At 44.9% G+C, this 19301-nt stretch carries 14 protein-coding genes; 2 read left to right on the top strand and 12 right to left on the bottom strand.

Features of this window, described 5'->3' with window-relative positions; genetic code table 11:
- Positions 1-8 precede the first annotated feature (8 nt).
- On the top strand, positions 9-1631 hold the full coding sequence (locus HYU97_05370) for a hypothetical protein (protein ID MBI2336173.1): 1623 nt from the start codon (positions 9-11) through the stop codon (positions 1629-1631).
- A 3-nt stretch (positions 1632-1634) separates the two neighbouring features.
- Here HYU97_05370 and HYU97_05365 read toward each other — a convergent pair whose 3' ends face one another.
- The 4 genes from HYU97_05365 to HYU97_05350 form a co-directional block, all read right to left on the bottom strand.
- Positions 1635-2642, bottom strand: coding sequence for a hypothetical protein (locus HYU97_05365; GenBank protein ID MBI2336172.1), 1008 nt, complete (start codon positions 2640-2642; stop codon positions 1635-1637).
- Positions 2643-2700: 58 nt separating this feature from the next.
- Complete coding sequence (locus HYU97_05360) at positions 2701-4569, bottom strand: hypothetical protein (GenBank protein MBI2336171.1); 1869 nt, start codon at positions 4567-4569, stop codon at positions 2701-2703.
- A 328-nt stretch (positions 4570-4897) separates the two neighbouring features.
- Complete coding sequence (locus HYU97_05355) at positions 4898-7099, bottom strand: bifunctional alpha,alpha-trehalose-phosphate synthase (UDP-forming)/trehalose-phosphatase (protein MBI2336170.1); 2202 nt, start codon at positions 7097-7099, stop codon at positions 4898-4900.
- Complete coding sequence (locus tag HYU97_05350; GenBank protein MBI2336169.1) at positions 7096-8841, bottom strand: glycoside hydrolase family 15 protein; 1746 nt, start codon at positions 8839-8841, stop codon at positions 7096-7098. The genes HYU97_05355 and HYU97_05350 overlap by 4 nt, the downstream gene beginning before the upstream one ends.
- Positions 8842-9032: 191 nt before the next feature.
- Here HYU97_05350 and HYU97_05345 point away from each other — a divergent pair, with 191 nt between their 5' ends.
- Positions 9033-10373 carry an ATP-binding protein gene (locus tag HYU97_05345; protein MBI2336168.1) on the top strand — a complete coding sequence of 447 codons (1341 nt, stop codon included), beginning with the start codon at positions 9033-9035 and terminating at the stop codon, positions 10371-10373.
- Between the two features lie 15 nt (positions 10374-10388).
- Here HYU97_05345 and HYU97_05340 read toward each other — a convergent pair whose 3' ends face one another.
- The 8 genes from HYU97_05340 to HYU97_05305 all read right to left on the bottom strand — a co-directional run bounded on the left by HYU97_05340 (position 10389) and on the right by HYU97_05305 (position 19250).
- Positions 10389-12449 (bottom strand): hypothetical protein, encoded by a 2061-nt coding sequence (locus HYU97_05340; protein ID MBI2336167.1) that lies wholly within the window; start codon positions 12447-12449, stop codon positions 10389-10391.
- Positions 12430-13146, bottom strand: coding sequence for a hypothetical protein (locus HYU97_05335; GenBank protein MBI2336166.1), 717 nt, complete (start codon positions 13144-13146; stop codon positions 12430-12432). Before HYU97_05335 ends, HYU97_05340 begins: the two co-directional genes overlap by 20 nt.
- Positions 13134-14489, bottom strand: coding sequence for a hypothetical protein (locus HYU97_05330; GenBank protein MBI2336165.1), 1356 nt, complete (start codon positions 14487-14489; stop codon positions 13134-13136). The genes HYU97_05335 and HYU97_05330 overlap by 13 nt, the downstream gene beginning before the upstream one ends.
- A 115-nt stretch (positions 14490-14604) precedes the next feature.
- Complete coding sequence (gene nrfD / locus HYU97_05325; GenBank protein ID MBI2336164.1) at positions 14605-15822, bottom strand: polysulfide reductase NrfD; 1218 nt, start codon at positions 15820-15822, stop codon at positions 14605-14607.
- 101 nt (positions 15823-15923) lie between these two features.
- The gene (locus HYU97_05320) at positions 15924-16862 is read right to left on the bottom strand and encodes a 4Fe-4S dicluster domain-containing protein (GenBank protein ID MBI2336163.1); all 939 of its coding nucleotides are present in this window, start codon (positions 16860-16862) and stop codon (positions 15924-15926) included.
- Positions 16863-16873: 11 nt separating this feature from the next.
- Positions 16874-17476 (bottom strand): hypothetical protein, encoded by a 603-nt coding sequence (locus HYU97_05315; protein ID MBI2336162.1) that lies wholly within the window; start codon positions 17474-17476, stop codon positions 16874-16876.
- 81 nt (positions 17477-17557) lie between these two features.
- Positions 17558-18814 (bottom strand): polysulfide reductase NrfD, encoded by a 1257-nt coding sequence (gene nrfD, locus HYU97_05310; protein MBI2336161.1) that lies wholly within the window; start codon positions 18812-18814, stop codon positions 17558-17560.
- Positions 18815-18884: 70 nt separating this feature from the next.
- The gene (locus HYU97_05305) at positions 18885-19250 is read right to left on the bottom strand and encodes a c-type cytochrome (GenBank protein ID MBI2336160.1); all 366 of its coding nucleotides are present in this window, start codon (positions 19248-19250) and stop codon (positions 18885-18887) included.
- Positions 19251-19301: the final 51 nt, after the last annotated feature.

Raw genomic sequence — 19301 nt, 5'->3', positions numbered from 1 at the left:
AGTTTTTTATGTGGAAATCTAAAAACTTTCTGGTGAGTTTTGCGATTTGGCTCATATTCAGCACTCCTGCATTGGCCCAAGTTTCAACTAACGTCAATTTGTCAGATCCCGACTACCGTAAAATTGATAAACTCATTGGGTTTGGTTTAATTAAGAACGTTATTGTTGGGCAGCGCCCTTATTCAAGAATAGAAATGGCAAGACTTGTTGCTGAAGCAAAGAAAAATTTTACGCAACATCCCAAACTTTCTGAGAATAATTATTTAAAGAATATTTTTGCTGACCTTGAAAAACAATATCAACAAGAGTTGAAAATCTTATCGAACCCTAAAGAAACTCCATTATTAAGAGTTAAGTGGATCGATCAACTCCATTTTAAACAGCTGAGCAGCAATGCGCCTGATCAAACGATTCCCAATACTCCATTAGGTATTACTGGCGCTGTTTATAATTCTTTTTTGCAACATGATGAAGGGCGACATTGGGTGACGGGGCAAAATTTTTCTCTTGAAAGTGAACACGAGTTATCACTCAGCCGATATTTTGGGTTAAAAATTCAACCTAGGTTTCAATTGGCTTTCCGTGAAACCAAAGGCTCTCGTCATGAAGCCCAAATTCATCATCTTTATTCAAAAATCAACCTCTTCAATTTTGAAATAGAAGTAGGGCGTGACCACCTTTTTTGGGGGCAAGGGAATGATAGTTCTCTTTTATTAGGCAATAACGCCCGTGGCCTTGATATGATTAAAATTTCTAACGACAAATTATTCCGTTGGCCTGGTTTTCTGAAACACATAGGAAATAATAAATACACTTTTTTCTATGCCGATTTGGGCCCTGAGCAAGTTTTTCCCCACTCTTACCTGGCTGGTTTTAAATTCAGCTTTCAACCCAATTCGTGGTTTGAAATAGGTATGAGTAATTTAGATATTTCAGGAGGCGATGGTTCTCCTACTGGTTCCATCTGGGATCGCATCGGAAACGTTCTGCCGCTTAAACAATTGGTTAGCGGTAACCAGGATCAAATCGATAATAAGTTAGGGGGATTTGACGTTCGGTTTCGAATTCCTAAAGCTTTAGGAATGGAGGTTTATCTTGAGGCTATCTTTGAAGATACCCCGGGCGGGGTCAAAACTTTTTTATTAGAAGATGCAGGATATTTAGGGGGAATTTTCTTTCCGCGGCTTGGTAAATCAGGGAATATGGATTTGCGTTTAGAATACCATCGCACTGGCATTCGGCACTATCGACATCATCAATTTTCATCTGGCTGGGCCTTAAATGGCTATTTGTTGGCCGACCCCCTTGGCTCTGATGGGCATGGGGGGTATGTTGATTTTAATTGGGATGTTGATTCTAAAAATTTAATTAACTTTAAAACTGCTTTCGAAATTCGTAGCCAAGATTTTTATAGTGGCCCAAGATCTCTTTACGGAGAATTTATTCGTGTTCAGAATTTTCCTGAAGAGGTGCGGCTACGTTTTCAAACACAATGGCAGCATCATATGGAAAAGCTTCCACTTCGATTGACGCTACAAGCAGGCTATGAGTGGGTGCATAATATAAATTATGTTTTTAAAGAAGATGCCCATCATTTTGTCAGCTCTGTATCGATGGATTATCAATTCTAACTTTTAAAAAACCGCCATTAATAACCAAAGAATAGGGGCGGAAAGCAGCGGCATGACTAGATTGTCATCGAGTTTTTTAAAAGAGAGCTCGGTAATGGCGGCGGTGAGCCCGCCTAAGAGGGCAAAGAAAAAGAGCGACAGTCCTTCCAAATGAAAGGGGTGCAGCGCAAAGCGGGCAAGGAATGCGGTTCCTAGGGAGCAGGTGAGCCAGGCGGCGGTGGTTCCTTCAATCGAGACATGTTTGCTGAGTCGATAGCGCCCCCAACGGCTGCCCACAATGCCGGCAACCGTATCACCAATCGTTACATAAAATAAACTAAGGATAGCGACTTCACGGGGGAAGCATAAAAATATCACCAAGATCGAACCCATGAACCAAGTAGCCGAACTGATCTTGACCCTTTCTCTTTCGCGCATGATCCCTGACAAAGAATGGCACAGCCAATCGTTAAAAGATGGTGAAAAGTGACGGGCAAATTCTGTAGTGATGGCAATGCTTAAACAAATCGACAAAACCGTAATGGCAACCATGGGGCTTAACCCTGAATAACCATAAAGCCAAATCCCAAAGAGGCCGCTGGCCACATGAAAAGTTTTTCGACCCCATTGCAGCTCAGTGCGGCTGGCCAAAGTTTTATTGCGTTCGAGAAACTTTTTAAAAACAGAAGCTTCTTTTTGTAAACCCTGGAGGTAAGAGCGTAGGGTGACCCAGTGGTGATTTTCAAGCTCAAGCAGAGTGGGCAGAGACAAAAAGGCATAAGCCGATTTCAAATGCGTGTTGCAATTTTCAATCGCGGTTTTTAGACGCTTAACGCCCTTAAGATGGCTAACTTCTTGAGGTAGAGAGGCGACTTGATTGCCCAAGCGTTGGAGTTGTTCTTGGCAACCTTTAAACTGTTTTTCAAGCGAGCCTACAAACTCATGCCGTTCGACCTGCTCTAAAAAAGACAAAATCCCCTGGTTCACTTGGAAGAGATAATCGCCTAAAAAATGGGTGAGTTGGGTGTTCAATCGAGGGCATCATGCTGAGGATTTAAGAAATTTGTCAAGGGTAATAGCGCCATTTGAGCTAACGCACAAAGGCCAAGGCACGTAAGACCTCGCCTTCGACTTCGTAGGTTTCTATGTTGTTGGCAGGGTCTTTAATAATTCCATCACCGTCGACTTGTGATTCAAGGTAGGTTTGCACTTTTTGTGCCTGGGCATTTCCCATTTGTTTGAGGGCGAGCAGGCCATAGGCGGTGGCTTGGAGCGGGCCATCATTGGGAGAACCATTGCTAATCAGGCCTGCAGAGTCGATGAGGGCCATGAGCTGTGACGATAAGTTATTAATGGTGGCAGCGTAAAGATTGGAAGCAGGGCTTTTGGCCAAGATGTAAAGTGGCAAGGCAAGGGAGGTGTCGGCGTATTGGAGTTGGGGATTGGCATGATAAGCGGGTTCGAAACTGGAGTTGAGTTGATTAACCATGAGGTCTAAGCTTACCTCATAGTCGGTTTCGAAATCGGCACTGATTTGCGCCATAGCCTCGAGCGCTTCGACGCAAAGGCTTAAGTCCCAAGGAATAATGCCCGGGATGCTAGCACGACCTAGAATGATTCGGTTGAAAAGCCCGTCCACTCGAATTGAAGGGTCATCGCCATAAGTTGTATCGCGGGCATTGAGGAGGGCGTTGAAGCCAGTAATGGTTTTGTCTTCAAGGGCCGTATCAGGAGTTTTTTGCAAATACCAAGATAAAAAAGTCCAATTGGGGCAAGAAAGGCTGGCGTTGAGATCAGTGGGGTTGGCCAATAAAAGATCGAGGCGAGTTTCAAAATAGTCTGCGGTTAGGTCAAGGTTGCTTTGCCAGGTTGAATTTTCCAGCAATTCCATGGCACCAAAAAAACCCAAAGCCGTAACACCGGTTACATTTTGGAAACCAGTGAGGGTAGGCGTTAGGGGATCGCTTGCTGGCTGTTGCCAATCAAAGCTGCCATCGTCGTTTTGCACTTGAGCTACACGATCGCTGAGTTTGTTTAAGATGAGCGTATTAATAACAATAGGTGGCGGCGAACCCTGATAAAACCAGACTTTCTTGCCGGTGTCTTGAGCAACCACAAAATCACAAGAACTATTTCTGGCAAATCCCTCTTGGTCGTCGTGGGGGAGATTCCATTCTTCTACCACGGTACCGGCTGGATTCATGGCAGTAAGTTTGTTAGCACCATCGAAAATTGCGTAAATTAAATTCGTAACTGGGTCGTAGTCCATATCGGCAAGATCGCCGCGCCCTGGCACCGGGGTGAATGAGCGAATGAAAGTGACGGTGGTTGAAGTGGTGCTCGACTTAATGGGTAACTGAAAAACGTAAACTTTACCTTCACCTTGATGACCCGCATAAAATAAGCCGCCTTCAGGGTTGTTAGAGTCTGTAACAAAAGTTAACGCCTCTAATCCCTGATTGTTGGCGCCTTGCATCCAAGGGGTCAAGTCAAAACGCCTGGGGGTTGTTCCAGTAGAAATATTAAACTCCAAAATACCATCAGGATGTTCAACCCCAAGGTAGACAAAATTAGTTTGTGGGTCGGGAATCGTGATGCCTTCTAGATCACCTGGCACTGACCAGTTGGTGATCGCGGTGCCATCTTGATTCATCGTCGAAACCGTACCGCCATCTCCTACTAAGAAAAGTTTGCCTAGCCTCTCGTGCCAATCCACCCCGCTGGGTTCATAACCACTGGGTAGCCCCGCTCCAATATCAATGGGGGCATTATCAAATGAAAAACCGCCACAACCGGTTGGTGTTGATATGGACAGTTGCGTTTCAGGAGTTGGTAGGGCCAAGAGAGGTGTCTCTTGTTCAGGAGGGGCTTGCTGTAACGACACGGGAGTGCCACTGCAAGCGGTTGCGAAGCAGACTAAAAGTAAACCAAACGTGAGTCGAAGAGAGTGAAGATGCATGGTTCTTGTTTATCACAAGGCAAGATTGGATGAATAGAATAGAAGTGAGATATTTCGCCAGCGGTTGTGTAAAATGTTTTCTGATAGACCAGATAGTGCACTTATATATTGCAAATAAGTCATTAACGCAATGAGGCCGCAAGCCCTCTCCTCGACCCGGCGCTCCAGCGGCGACCTTCATGGAGCCAGCGGGCACGGAAGCCTTCCGCGTTCACCATCATGGGTCCCTGCCTTCGCAGGGATGACATGGGCCTCGGCTTTCCATGCCGGCTAGCCCGCATGGGGGCCCCGCCGCTTCCGCGATGGGTCGACAAAAGAGCTTGTGGCCTCAACAAGTCAAGGACTCCAATAGCTGCAATACTTCGTGATGAGAGGGGAGATTAAATTTGGCGAAGGAATTGCTGATGCCAACGCGGATGGAATAAGCGCTTTCGGGAAGGGCGTGAAAAAGATCTTCGTCGGTTTGGTCGTCACCGATTGCCAATACAAAATCAAATGGATGGCGTGAAATAAATTCCATGGCTGCCAAGCCTTTTGATAACCCTGCATTGCGGACTTCGACAATTTTATTGCCAGGCACGACTTGCACTTCAATGGTGGCGGTAAAGTTGACTAAATCATCCATAAGTTCTTTTTTACGGAGTGAGGCGAGTTCGGGGTCGGCTTTGCGATAATGCCAAACGACCGAATATTCTTTTTCTTCGACAAAAGAACCTGGCAGTCGGTCGGAACATGTTCTCAAAATAGATAGGATTTGAGGTTTCCAATCATCCCTTAAGGGTTTGATGGTTTTCCAATCGGTATTTTGGTTTCGGATCCAGGCGCCATGTTCGGCCACCAAGTGAATTCCTGCATTTTGAAACCATTTTTGTAAAATACTTTTATTGCGCCCACTAACAATAACTAGATCGGTTGATGGATGATCGCTGAGCCTTTGGAGTAGTGTGAGCAAGGTTTCGCTGGGTATGGCTAATTCTGGGCTAGGGTTAAACGAAACCAGGGTGCCATCGTAGTCGAGCAAGAGCAGACGATGCTTAGCCCCTTGAAATTTTTTGACTAACTCCTGTTGTAACGCGGGTACCATCAACTTAGTACGAAATTTTTTCTCAAGCGTTTTGGTTTCAAATAATTCGTGCATAAAATCGTGGGCCCAACGGATAATATTGTATTGTTTGAGCCGTGCTTGCATAACGCGGTTACGGTGGATTTGTTCGGAGGCGGGCATTTCGAGTGCGGCTTTAAGGGCCTCCGCAATTTCTTCTTTCGAGTTGGGATTAATAATCAAGGCTTCTCCCAACTCTTGAGAGGCACCCGCCATTTCGCTTAGGATCAGCACGCCTGTGCCATCGGTGCGGCAGGCCAGGTATTCTTTGGCAATGAGGTTCATGCCGTCTCGGAGTGGCGTGACCAGGGCTACGTCGCTGGAATGATACAGAGCGATCAGGGGGGAAGAAGTTAAGGTTCGATATTGATAAATAATAGGTGTCCAGTCGAGGCTGCCAAAGCGGCCGTTGATTTTTCCGATATATTCATCGATTTGGCGTTTCATTTTTTGATAATGGTCGACTCGAACTCGTGAGGGAACCAGTACTAAAACCAATACAACTTTTTTCAGCCAAGGTTGGTTTTTTTCCAGAAAAAGTTCATAGCCTTGGAGGCGATTGAGAATGCCCTTGGTATAATCCAGCCGATCGACCGAAAGAACAACCTTTAAGTTTTGAAAAGAGGTTTTTAGTTTTTCTTCTTCAGCGAGAACTTCAACACTCGAAACCGCGTTATGAAAGGCTTCAAAATCAATCCCCATGGGAAAGGTGTCGGCTTTCACCACGCGATTGTCAAAAATAATTTGCCCCATGTTGTGCTCTGGCCCCAAGATTCTCAAAACACATCTTAAAAAAGCTTGCGTATAGTCGTGGGTGTGAAAGCCAAGCAAATCGGCACCTAATAAGCCTGACAAAAGGGTTTGCCGCCACTGGATTGGAAGAAAACGAAAAATTTCAAAGGGGGGAAAGGGAATATGAAGAAAAAAACCAATCGTAATTTCAGGCCTCGCTTTGCGAATCAGTTGAGGTAACAACATCAACTGATAATCGTGAATCCAAACGATGTCATCGGGTTTAAGGATGTCTAATAGAGTTTTGCAATATTGTTGGTTGACGCGTTTGTATTCTTCCCAATGCTTTTGTTCTAACCCGGTATAATTAGTAAAAAAATGAAACAGCGGCCACAGGGTTTTGTTGCAAAAGCCATGGTAAAATTTGTCTAAGGATTCATCGGTTAAAAAAACGGGGTAGCTTTTAGCCTTGGCCAACATTTGTTGACGAAAATTTTCTTGTTGGGCGGGTTCAACCCATAACCCTGGCCAGCCTATCCATAGATAGTCATTAATTTCATTAGATTGAGCTGGCAGTGTTTTCAAAAAAGAACTCAACCCCGTTGCTAAGCCCCCCACACTTTTATGAAATCTAAATTCACCGTCTTTTTCTTGAGCGGTGATGGGTAAGCGATTAGATACAACTAAAAGCCTCATAGCGTCCTCTTATCGAGTAAATGTGCGGTGTTGATGAGCGCCATGTGTGAAAACGCTTGAGGAAAGTTTCCCAATAGCTCGCTGGTTTTTGGGTCAATGTCTTCTGAGAGTAGCCCCAAGTGATTGGTCTGGGCCAGGGCCTTTTCAAAAAGGGCAAGGGCCTTTGTTTGTTCCCCGATGCTGTAAAGGGCTTTGATGATCCAGAAAGTGGCCATGATAAAGGAACTGCGGGGAGGGCCAAAATCATCGCTTGCCGTGTAGCGAAACCCAAAACCATCTTTCAATAAAAATCGTTCGCATTGTTTAACAGTGGAAATCCACTGGGGGTCATCAGCTGTTAAAAATCCATAACGGTGCATCAGTAAAACTCCAACATCAAGGTCGGCAGAGCCATAACTTTGGGTAAAGGCTTGGATTGCTGGGTTCCAGCCGTGCCTGAGAATATCCACTTTAATTTTTTCAGCTACAATTTGCCAATTTTTAGCCGTGTGGGGGCGACCTAACTTTTCTGCAATGCGACTCCCCCGATCTAAGGCGACCCAAGCCAGTACTTTGGAAAAAGTAAAATGGGCCTGGTGAAAACGATATTCCCAAATCCCTGCATCTTCGGCACACCATTTTTGACCAATCGTATTGACTAAAAATTTTACCAATGACCAAACGTCGTCTGTGATTTTTTCAAATTGGTAATGAAAAAAATAAAGATAGATGGTGTTTAAGACCTCACCATAAATATCATTTTGTTGGGTGTTGCAAGCATAATTGCCAATGCGAACTGGTTTTGAATTTTTATAACCACTTAAGTGAAGCAGCGTTTTTTCTTCTAGGTGGGTGCGGCCGTTAATTCCATACACAATTTGAATCTTGGTTTTTTTACTTTCTAAGATTTCTAAAAGAAAATGGATAAAGGCCCTAGCTTCTTCGAAGTGGCCGATGCTTTTTAAGGCCTCTAACATTAAAGAAGAATCACGCAACCAACAATAACGATAATCCCAATTACGTTCTTCACCTAATATTTCTGGCAGCGAGGTAGTGGGAGCTGCAATAATGGCGCCGGTTTCCTGGAAGGTCATTAATTTAAGGGCTAAGGCCGATCGTAAGACCGCGTCTTGTGCAAGGGTTGGGAGACGGCAGTGTTGCGACCAGCCTTCCCAATAGGTTTTGGTTTTTTCGAACATTTCGTAAGTATAACCTAAAGTCGGGAGTTCCATTTTTTCATGGTAGGTGAGAAGCAGAAATTCGTCGCGGGTCAAAGGAATATGAGCGCCTGCCAACACGCCTTCTAACGGGAGGCTAGAATAAAGATAAATATCTTCTACGTCGTGGGTGGCGCTAATCACATGAGGATAAAGTTGGATTTGAGTTTCGCCTTGGGCATAATTGAGGGCAGGGTGAAAGAGAATTTGCACGATCGGATGACCACGTAAGGGTTTTAGCAGGCGGTGGATTTCGATGGGGTGGCGATACACTTCGCCTTCGCGATAGCGCGGCATGAAATCAATCACGGCAAAGGCATTGTCGCCATCGATAAATTCGGTTTGTAGAATATTCGTTTGGGGAAGGTAGCTTTGTTGAACCGTACTCGGCCGAGCCTGCCCTACTTGAAAGTGCCCACCTTGTGGGTCTAATAAGCTGGCAAAAACAGAAGGGCTGTCGAAATTAGGGAGGCAACACCATTCAATCTTGCCGCTTTCATGAACTAACGCCGCTGTTTTGCAATTTCCAATCATTCCGTATCGCATCGCTATTTACCTCATGAAGGTTAAAGCTTAAGAATACGAGAGTTTTTGAGGAGGATAGCACGATAGCGACAAAGGCGACTAGGCCACAAAAGAGTTTTTGGCCTTGGGTCAGAGTATGGTGCCATAATAATTAATATTACTTTTTAAATATATTTGTTTATTTTTAATATTAGAAATGTAATTATTAGGGCATGTGGATTGAACGGTTTGATAAAAAACTTAAATTTATCAATGGTTTATTGAATTTATCTCATCAGGTTATGATTGTTTGTGGGGCAAGGCAGGTGGGTAAAACGGCCTTTGTGCTTAATGTGCTGCAAAGTTTGAAAGAGACGCCTCATGTTTTGATCAATTTACTCTATCCTCAACAAATAACCATTGAGGGCCGTGAATATTTAGGTCGTAATTTTGTGGATCCTACCGGGGTGCAATTGGTTGAAAATTTACGGCGTTATTTAAGTGGCAAACAGGTGCAAGGGCAACCTGTGTATGTATTTATCGACGAGGTGGATCACTACCCGGCGATCATGGAGGCAGTTCAGTATTTAGCCGAACTGACCGATGAATTTAAATTTGTTTTTACAGGGTCTAACCTTGAAAACATTCAGGTGAAAAATGCGGCGACAGGCCGAAAAAAATATTTTGATTTATATCCGATCACTTTTGGAGAATTTTTAGCAAACTTGTCTAATAAAACTTTCTTTGATTATTATCGTGACATCACCATCGATCGTCAATCTGATTATTTTCATCAAGAACTCAAAAAATATTTTAATATTTATGTCAAAATAGGCGGTTTGCCCAAGATCGTCGATACCTATTTAGAAAATAAAGAAGTCGATATCCCAACGCTCATTAAAGATTTGGCCTTGACCATCGAAGAAAATGTTAAAACCATTTTAGGAGAAAAGGCTAAAATTTATGAATATGAAGATGTGCTCCGGAAACTAGCATTGTTATCGATGAATACTTTGAAATATAGTCAACTCCAGGTGCAACACGTGAGTCGTGGCGAAGCCAAGCGGTTGGTGAATAAGACCGTGGGGGCAAGGGTCGTGCATAAAATAAGGCTTTACGATGATGAAAGTAGAGACCTGTCGAAATACCTGTTGTTTGACTGTGGTATGGTGAATTACTTGCTCAACGGTTCCCATCTATTAACGCAGCAGATTCCCGATAAATATTTAGCCATTATGTATGAAACCTTTGTGGGTAATGAACTGATTGCCTTGCAGACCACACGGGATGATCTTTATTATTGGAAATCGCCAAACCGTGCAGAGGTGGAGTTTGTATTAAGGGCACCTTTTTTGGTTGGATTTGATGTGAAGGTCAACCGCGGTGACAATAAATCATTGTATAGCTTTGCGATTATGGAACCAGATGCAAAAAGGATCGTCAAAATTGGTGAACATCACCTGTCGTTGAATAAAAACGCAGTGGCAAAATTACCGCATGATCCCTCCACACGCTCAATCCATCTGCTCAATTTGCCGCACTATCTTACGGCACAGTGGGAGAAGTTTGTTTAATCGATTTAGCTACCATTAATTATCAGAAAGGTCGCTGTCGTGGCAGCTGCCGCAACTATCGGTAAAGGGAATGGGCAGAGGCGCATTAAGGGGGGCTACCCCGAGCAAGAGAAAAGTTCCATCTGACTTCGATACACTTTTTAACGGCACCTTAAACAAGTGGGAAGTAATATCATTTTCCCAATACCCAGCGCTGAGCCCGGTGGTATTGCCATTACCCGGGCGACCCGACCCTGACTTGGCGTATTTATTCATGTGGCAATCGATACACCTGGCACCCATATCGGTTGAAACCCCTAGCACGTCACCGGTGTGGCCGGTGAGGTCAGAAGTTTTATCGCTGTGGCAACTTGCGCAGATGGAATTGTCATCTTGGGAAGCAATTAAGCCACGGGCATAATCGGTGCCATGCATATCATGACAGCTCGAACAGGTAAGTAATTGAGTTCGATTCTTATAATGGGTTGATCGTACAAAGTCAGTGCCTTGCTGATGATGTGAGTTGGAGTGTTGATCACGATCGGTCAACAAATCACTCCCTAAGTTTGTATCATATTGACCGTTGGTGTAGGTCGAAAAAAATTCGCTCCGCGTGTGACCGGGAAGCATAAGCCCACCACTTGCATCATCAGGCACATCGGTACCCGCAACGCCCTTGGGCCGGGTATGACAACGATTACAAATCATGACTTCACGTTCGGGGGTAAGAAAGCCTGGGGAGACAATCGAACCACCTGCAGCCACATGTTCAGAACCCGGGCCATGGCAAACCTCGCAACCGGTGTTGATTTCTTGTTTAGTGCCGTACCACATATGACCGTTGGTGTCAGCGACAGCCGTTGCCATGTAGCCATCCGTGCTATTGCCGGTCAAAGTATAACCGGTGAAATGACAACCCGCACAGTTGTTGTCAAAGGATTTAGAATTGGCAGGGGTTCTCAAAAGTTGAGTGCTAAAAGTATACCAGCCGGAATAGGCATTGTAATCACGCCAAATCTTGCGAGTGCGTGGCCCATAAGAATCACTGCCTTCTTGATGGTATTGGAGGGGAAGGACGTGGTAACCACTACTACCACTAATATTATTGCTATCACCCACCGTGAGTAAGGTAAAATAACGTTGTTTATAAACACCCCCACCATAGCTGAAATCGACATCATAAGTGGCAGGAGAATTGGTGTCAGAAGGATTACACACATTCGTTAAGGTCATCTTGTACGTGGAGCCGTCTTTAAAAAGTCGGACCGTAAAGAAAACACCCGTGGTATCGGAGGAGTCACCCAAGGTACAAGTGGTGCCCGGATCGGTCTCTGAGGTTTTAAATTTGTCAAAGCCACGCGTGCTATCGTAATCATAAAAATAGACTATGGTGTCGTCTTCAAATCTATCTAAAGCTGCATCGAAATTAGTAATACCCGTAGCGGTTTCAAAGGTGCTTTTATCTTGGTTTCCGCCATCTTCTCCGGGATTGCGTAGGCCCAATTGATGCCCCGTGTGTTTAACGGTTTCTTTGTTGGTGTGGCAGGAAAGACAGGTGGTAGAACCAACGTAAGTTGCGGAAGAAGAAGGCACGGTGGATACTTCAATATCAAGATCAAGCGCGGTATTGCTTAAATAGCGTGAGGTTCGGCAGAGGCTACCGCCTGGGAGATGCCCAGTATCAGTATCAGCGGGCTTTAAATAAATAAAATAAGTTCCCTCTGTGATCGTAGCAAAGCTGTAATCACCGTTCGAATCGGTGGTAGCGGTTTGATAGGTGCCTGTGGTGCAATTGCTTGATAAGTCTTCTAAGGGTTCGTCATCCGTGGCCGTTGGAGAAAATTCGTCGATGTCGAGGCCAATTTCGCTGATTGCGCTCGCTGGGATCAAACAAACCAGAGCGCCCACAACTGGATCACCCACGGTATTTTCTGCGGTACCCAAGATGCCGGTGGTTTGTGGGGTGGTGGCGGTTGTGCCGCAACCCGCTAGAAACACCACAAATACATAAGTTATAAATAGGCCGGATATTCTTTTTAGATTGAAGGTTCCACCGTTCATGGTTTTCCCCTTTAAGTTATTGATGACAGGTTTCACAAGAGTCTCCATTATCAGCGTGAGGTGCTGGGTTATGACACGTGCGGCAATTAACCCCAGACACATGAATAGCATTGTTAGGTTGAGCTGGCGCCGAGCTATGCGAGGGCGTGCTTTGATGACAGACGGCACATTTTTGAGCGCCAGAAGAAGACACGGGCACATGGCAGCTCAAGCAGTGATTGTTTTGCCTAGAACCCCAAAGGGCATTGTGATCCCTGGGTTCGGTTTCTGAGTGGCAACGTTCACAAAAATCGGCACTGTAGTGGCAGGTGGCGCATTTGTTGCGATCGAGGCCGACTGCCAAGCCATGGCCGCGTTGTTTCCAGAACATGGTGTGGTTTTGCGGTGGTTCTTGCATATGACAGGAGGTGCAAGAAGAATCGGTATGGCAGAGCGAACAGACATTTTGTTGTTGAAAGCCATATTTGGCCTGCGAGAATTTACCGTGTTCGCGCTCCCAAGCAATGCCGTGGCTGTCATGCACATTAGGGGATTTTTTCCAAGAACGAGCATCATCGTGGCATTCACCGCAATAGGTGTTGGAATTAACGTCTTTATGTTCGTCTTCCCATTTAGAAACGAAATTTTTATTGGTGTCACCCCAGGTGATAGAACGCTTACAATTCTTATTGGCCATCAAAAAAGTGACCGAGATTAAAAGTAGTAAGATGACTCTAAGTTTTAGAAATCCCATGTTAAACTCAACTTCATTTCGTGAAAGTTATCAAAGTCATTGTCTTCAAATTCGTAAGCGGCCTTGGCCTTGAGATTTTTCAAGATCTTGGCTTCGACATTGGCAAAATAGGTTTGCACATTGTCAGATTCGTTGCCAGTCAAGAGATTGTAGCGATAGAGATAAAAGGCCGTGCCAGCGCCCAGCTTCAAACGTTTTTTCAAAAGTTGTTGGCTAATGCCGAAAGAGCCACCGTAGTAGTCGTTTTTCAAGGTGTTATCGATGCCGTGGTAATAATCAAAGGTGGCGTTCATTTCAAGACCTTTGGCAAGAAAGTCTTGACTGCCGAGTGACACAAAGCCCCTGAGGTAGCCGTGGTTAAAGGCAGAAGCGGTTTGATTGTTGTCGAGCTTGCGCAGCACAAACCCGCCATCGACGCTAAACTTTTCCCCCAAGCCCTTGGTGACACTTAGGCCAGCTTGATTGTAGGGGACATAGGAACCGGCAATGCCAAAGGCGTCCCAATCGGTAACGCGAATGTCGTAGCCTTTGAGCAGTCTAAAATAATTGAGGCGAACGGTTAAGTCTTGCTCGGGGAATTGAAAGTTCAGAGCGGCTTCAGCATCGCGGACTTCATCAGAGAAAGAGGTAAAACGGCCATAGAGTTCGATGTTTTTGGTAAGGTTGGCCCAAAACGAGATTCCAAACAGATCATCTTCTAAATCACCTTGACTCACGCGAAAGCCAGAGGTTTGATCTTTTAAATGGGTGTAATCAAAACGCAGGCGCAGTTTGCTAATGGGGTTCCATTGTAAAGAGGCACCGGCCATCCAATCACCCCAATCCATGCCGATTTGATTTTCATAGAGGTGAACGGGGGTACCGCCAAAGACGGTGAGTACAAAACCCGCCAAGGGAACCGTTTCAATGGAGAGGCCATCGAAATAATGAGATTCTAACAGAAACAAACGCTGGCGGCCAACCCGCACATGATCGATGGGGCCAAGTTTGTTGATATTAAGATAGGCGTAATAAAGCCGGCCAACGGCCGCATCGGGAAAGCTATTGTAGATATCCGAAAAATAAGAATCGGTTTTTTTACCATCGAGATCAAAAATACCACCACCTTGGGCGGAGAAAGAGAAGCGATTGGCGCGAGGGTTGCCAACATTTAAAGTTAAGATAGATTCTAAGTCATTATCGGAAAAACCGTTGGTGGCTCGAAATTTGTACTTATTGGTGAGAGAACCGGAAACGAGATGTTTCTTTTTTTCTTCGGCCTTAGCCAAACTGACCACGCTTATCAAGAGGAGAAGGGCAAGGCTACGAGAGAGAAAGTTTTTAAGCTTTATCAACAAACGCATGCTTCTTTCTTTGCATTTTGGGATTGACTTGAGTAACTACACTTATTCAATACCACACAACTAAAAATTCTCTAAATGATTTAAACAATAAAAACTCATGATCTTCATCAGGTGTTTAGCTTTTTAAGTTTTTCAATCGCAATGCCCCTGTTTCAATGGGGATGGCAGCTTTGAGGAAGAGGGTGAAGAGTAATAGCCCCGTGGCCCAAATGCCAACACAAATTTGTAGTTCAATCCATGAAGGGAAGTATTCAACAATGTCGCCTAAGGGAGTGGGAATAAAACCAGGCACAATAAGCCCCATGCCTTTTTCAATCCAAATACCAATGAAGGCCGCTACCGCAGCGATGTTAATAAGTACCATGTTGCGACTGAATTTGGGGATGGCAAAACTTAAGGTGGCAAAAACATTTAAAGCAATGGCAGTCCAGATGAAGGGAACAAGCCCATGGTAGCCATGTAAACCAAAATAAAGATAACGAGCTGATTCGCCGTGGGTTGAATCGGTATAAAATTCTTTGAAAACTTCTGCTACGAGCAAAATGAGGTGGAAAAGTAGGGCCACGGCGACGATTCTTTTAAGCACAAGATAAACTTCTTGTTCCACATCTAAATGGGTGTATTTATCAAGCAGCTGCAAAGTTAAAATAATAAAGGCAGGCCCTACTGAAAAAGCCGCCGTAAAAAATCGGGGTGCGAGGATCGCTGCGTTCCAGTGAGGCCTTCCTCCCAAACCTACGTACAAAAAGGCCTCGACCAAAAGTAAAAACACCGCCCAGAAAATGGAAATGACAATAAACGGTTTGTAATAAAGATCGGAAGGGGGATGGCCTGTATATTTTTTGTAAAGTTCGTAGGCGGGGATGTGAAAATTTAAAAGTAAATAGCCGTTGAGCACGATGACATCCCAGCCCAACATCGATTGTGGCCAGTTCACCCGACCCCAAATGGGGAGGAGGTGCCAGAGGCGATCGGGGCGGCCCATATCAACAACGACAAATAAGAGGGCCACAATAATAGCTGCCACCGCCAAGAGCTCACCCACCAACACAATTTTTTTAACCGATTTTAATTTGTAAACATAAGCCGGAATGACCAACATGACCGCAGCGGCGGCTATGCCAACCACAAAAGCAAAGTTAGAGATATAGGCGCCCCATGAGACCTGATCACTTAAATTTGTGACAATAAGACCATGCCGCAATTGTTGGATATAGCCAACAACACCCAGGGCAATAAAAAAGAGCAAAATCAGCAGCCAAATATAATAACCCCTAGAACCCACGACAGACTGGCGAAGCATGGCTTTCCAAAAAATAAGATAGGTACGCATAAGATTTCCTAGTCATATATGGATCCCGGGTCAGGCCCGGGATGACGTCATGCCGGGCAAGCCTGCCCTGGACTTTGATCCGGGGACCCGGCATCCATTCATTAATCAAAGAAGTATAAGAATCGTGGCATGGTGTTTAATTCTTCTTTTAAAACAAAAATTCTTTTGTGTTGAATCACCGCTCGCACTTCGCTGTTGGGGTCTAAGATATTTCCAAATTTTCGAGAACCGGTGGGGCATACCTCCAAACAAGCTGGGTATAAGCCTTTGCGGGTGCGGTGTAGGCAGAAGGTGCATTTTTCCATGACACCGCGTGGCCTAATACGGTTTGATAGATAACCTTGATTGGGGTTGATTTCTTCGGGTGGAATTTTGGGATCCGTAAAATTGAACCGGCGAGCCTCGTAGGGGCAAGCGGCCTCACAATAACGGCAACCAATGCACCAATCGTAGTCGATCACCACAATGCCGTCGGGTTCTTTCCAGGTGGCTTCTACCGGGCACACCTTGACGCAGGGCGGATGCTTACATTGGTGGCACTGCACAGGCATATAAAATTTGTCTTTTTGCGGGACTTCTGCATGATCGTAATACATGTTGCCTTCATGCACATCGAGTGAGCCCTTGGGCATTTCCAGCACCTTAATATATTGAATTTGCGGATCCCGGGATTGGTTGTTTTCTTTAACGCAGGCATACACACATTTTCGGCAACCGATACATTTAGAAAGATTGAGGCAATAAACAAACTCAACGCCATTCATCGGTGGAGGGTCTTCAACTTTTACATCCACGCCGTAACGTTTTTTGGTTTCGGCCTCGATGCGAGCCAGCATGGCGGTTTTTTCTTGGGGCGATAATTCTTTATAATGTTTTTTGAAAAAATCACTTAGCGAAAAGGCCTCTGCTGTTTTGCTGGGGGCAACCGTTGCCAGGGCCGTTCCTACGGCAAGACCTTTAAGAAAAGAACGTCTTGGCACTTCTTGATTTAGGGCCCTTGCTAAAAGCTCTGAACTTCTATTTTCTTTTTTTTCATCCATCATAAAAGCTCCTAATGCCCTGCTTGATGTTCTACCTTATGTTCCTTCGGGGCCTTTTTCCCTCTCGGCAGTACAGGGGGTGGCATAGGTTTTAAGGCTTTAAATTTGGGCCCGTGAGAATTGTGGCATTCGGTACAGCTAGTGGCCTGGGCCTCGGCCGGGCTAACCCATTTACCAACCCTTCTTCCATGGATGTTCTTTTTCCAGTCGCGTAAAATTGTGCCATGGCATTGGCCACAAACCACATAAGCTTCGTTAAAAGTTACGATCTGGCCGTTTTGTGCGGTTAAATGAAGATAGTCTTTTTCGTGATGACAGGTGTGACACCAACGTTGGTCTTTATCGCCATTTTTGAAATGGGCGGCCATTTCAATGTGTTCTTCTTTTAATTCTCTTTCTTGATTGTTGTAATCTTTGTCTCCCATATGACAGTCGGTGCAAGGGTACATGTTAAGTTTAGGGATGCGTGGGATGACGGGAAAACTCGGAAGACTTTCAGGGGCGCTTTCGGTTGATTCAGGGGTTGGGGGCTCGGCCCACAGCGGTTGGTAGGTTGAAACTATAAAAGCTAAGCCCATGGCCAAGCCCGTTAGTTTTCGATAGTTGAGTTTCATAGCTTCTTTTAAATTAAGCTCAATGGGGTTTTAGCTCAATGGGTATGCTCAGCCACTCATATGATTAAGATCAGCCAATTTTCAGAGTCTTTCCCAGGGCTTATCTGAGAATTCTCCGGGGTAGGATTCTTCGCGTTGCAATCTTAATTCGCCGGTGTGAATGGGGATGGCGGCTTTAAGAAAAATCGTCAGCAGGAAAAGCCCAATGGCCCAAATGCCGGCACACACCTGAATTTCGACCAGAGATGGGGTGTATTCCACAACATCGCCCAAGGGAGAAGGAATAAAGGCAGGGACAATCAACCCCATTCCCTTTTCGATCCAAACCCCCACAATGGCCGCCACGGCGGCAACATTAATGATGATTTGGTTCCTCCCTAATTTTTGGATCGCGAAAGTTAGGGTGGAAAAAATATTCAAACCAATAGCCGTCCAAATGAAAGGAACTAGTAAGTGGTTTTCGTGCAGCCCCAAAAATAAATATTTGGCCGAAGCGCTATGCCCTGAATCGGTGTAGAATTCTTTGAAGACTTCAGACATGAGTAAGAACAAATTGATGATCATCGCCACCGCGATAATTCTTTTTAAAATATGATAAGCCTCTTTTTCCACGTGAAAGCGGCTAAATTTTTCGACGACTTGTAAGGTCAAAAGAATAAAACAGGGACCTACGGCAAAGGCAGAGGCCAAAAATCGTGGGGCAATCACCGCGGAGTTCCAATGCGGTCTACCCCCTAAGCCTTGGTATAAGAACGCGGTGACGGTATGAATACTAATGGCCCAGAAAATAGAAATGAAAATAAAAGGTTTGTGATAAGCCTCTGAAGGAGGTTCACCTTTATAGTCTTTGTAAAGTTCGTAGCCGGGAATATGCAAATTCAAAAGCAAATATCCATTGAGCACCAAGACGTCCCAAGCGAGCATCGACATGGGCCAGTTCATCCGGCCTAAACCGGGGATGAGGTGCCAAAGGCGATCGGGTCGGCCCATATCAACCATTACAAACAACATGGCCATAATAATGGAGGCAACGGCCAAGAGCTCACCAATCAGCACGATTTCTTTGATGCATTTAAATTTATAAATATGAGCTGGGATGACCAGCATGACGGCGGCTGCGGCCAAACCTACGATGTAGGTAAAATTGGCGATGTAGGCACCCCAAGAAACTTGATCGGTCATGTTGGTGACAATAAGGCCATGCTGAAATTGTTGAATATAGCCTGCAATCCCAATGACAATGAAAATCGATAAAAACCCAAGCCAGGCATAATAAAGTTTGGGGCCGAAGATGACTTGTTTGATTAAATCTTTCCAAAACAAAAAATAGGTGGGCATGGTCCACGATTCTCAAAATAAAAAAGCTAGGCAGGCTTGATCATCCTGCCTAGCTTCTGAATATTTTCGCTTATTGTGCGGCTAGTGCACTCACCAGCGTTTCAAGTTCTTCTGGAGTGCCGGCAAAACGTTTCTTGTGGTCTTTGCCATCGCGTTGAACTTCTTTATTCAACCACTTTTTTAGGTATTCTTTTTTGTCGCCCGTTACTTTGTCTGACAACTTGGAGAGGTCAGGTTTAAACTTGGGGTCGGGGGGTGGGGCGTCTGGTTCAGCAGGTAATTTCTCAACCCCTTGAGCTTTCCATTCGTGGCACTTATTGCATTTTTGTTTAACAAAAATGTCTTTAGCACCCGCATAAACAGAACTACTGAGTAAAAAAGAGAACAAAGCCAGTAGGCTCATGAGCATGACTGGTTTTGATTTATGATTTCTCATCGCAATCCTCCATTTGATAAATAAGATTATTCTTAACTAAGCGGTGCCCAC

The organism is Deltaproteobacteria bacterium (assembly GCA_016183235.1).
Taxonomy (GTDB): domain Bacteria; phylum UBA10199; class UBA10199; order DSSB01; family JACPFA01; genus JACPFA01.
The sequence above is the reverse complement of the archived record's forward strand: the minus strand, read 5'-3'. Positions and strand labels throughout refer to the sequence as shown.

Excerpts from the sequence above, each read along its gene's own strand:
- HYU97_05305 (MBI2336160.1), bottom strand. The coding sequence starts at position 19,250 with ATGAGAAATCATAAATCAAAACCAGTCATGCTCATGAGCCTACTGGCT.
- HYU97_05330 (MBI2336165.1), bottom strand. The coding sequence starts at position 14,489 with ATGCGTTTGTTGATAAAGCTTAAAAACTTTCTCTCTCGTAGCCTTGCC.
- HYU97_05370 (MBI2336173.1), top strand. The coding sequence starts at position 9 with ATGTGGAAATCTAAAAACTTTCTGGTGAGTTTTGCGATTTGGCTCATA.
- HYU97_05360 (MBI2336171.1), bottom strand. The coding sequence starts at position 4,569 with ATGCATCTTCACTCTCTTCGACTCACGTTTGGTTTACTTTTAGTCTGC.
- HYU97_05320 (MBI2336163.1), bottom strand. The coding sequence starts at position 16,862 with ATGGATGAAAAAAAAGAAAATAGAAGTTCAGAGCTTTTAGCAAGGGCC.
- nrfD (MBI2336164.1), bottom strand. The coding sequence starts at position 15,822 with ATGCGTACCTATCTTATTTTTTGGAAAGCCATGCTTCGCCAGTCTGTC.
- nrfD (MBI2336161.1), bottom strand. The coding sequence starts at position 18,814 with ATGCCCACCTATTTTTTGTTTTGGAAAGATTTAATCAAACAAGTCATC.
- HYU97_05335 (MBI2336166.1), bottom strand. The coding sequence starts at position 13,146 with ATGGGATTTCTAAAACTTAGAGTCATCTTACTACTTTTAATCTCGGTC.
- HYU97_05345 (MBI2336168.1), top strand. The coding sequence starts at position 9,033 with ATGTGGATTGAACGGTTTGATAAAAAACTTAAATTTATCAATGGTTTA.
- HYU97_05315 (MBI2336162.1), bottom strand. The coding sequence starts at position 17,476 with ATGAAACTCAACTATCGAAAACTAACGGGCTTGGCCATGGGCTTAGCT.
- HYU97_05355 (MBI2336170.1), bottom strand. The coding sequence starts at position 7,099 with ATGAGGCTTTTAGTTGTATCTAATCGCTTACCCATCACCGCTCAAGAA.
- HYU97_05350 (MBI2336169.1), bottom strand. The coding sequence starts at position 8,841 with ATGCGATACGGAATGATTGGAAATTGCAAAACAGCGGCGTTAGTTCAT.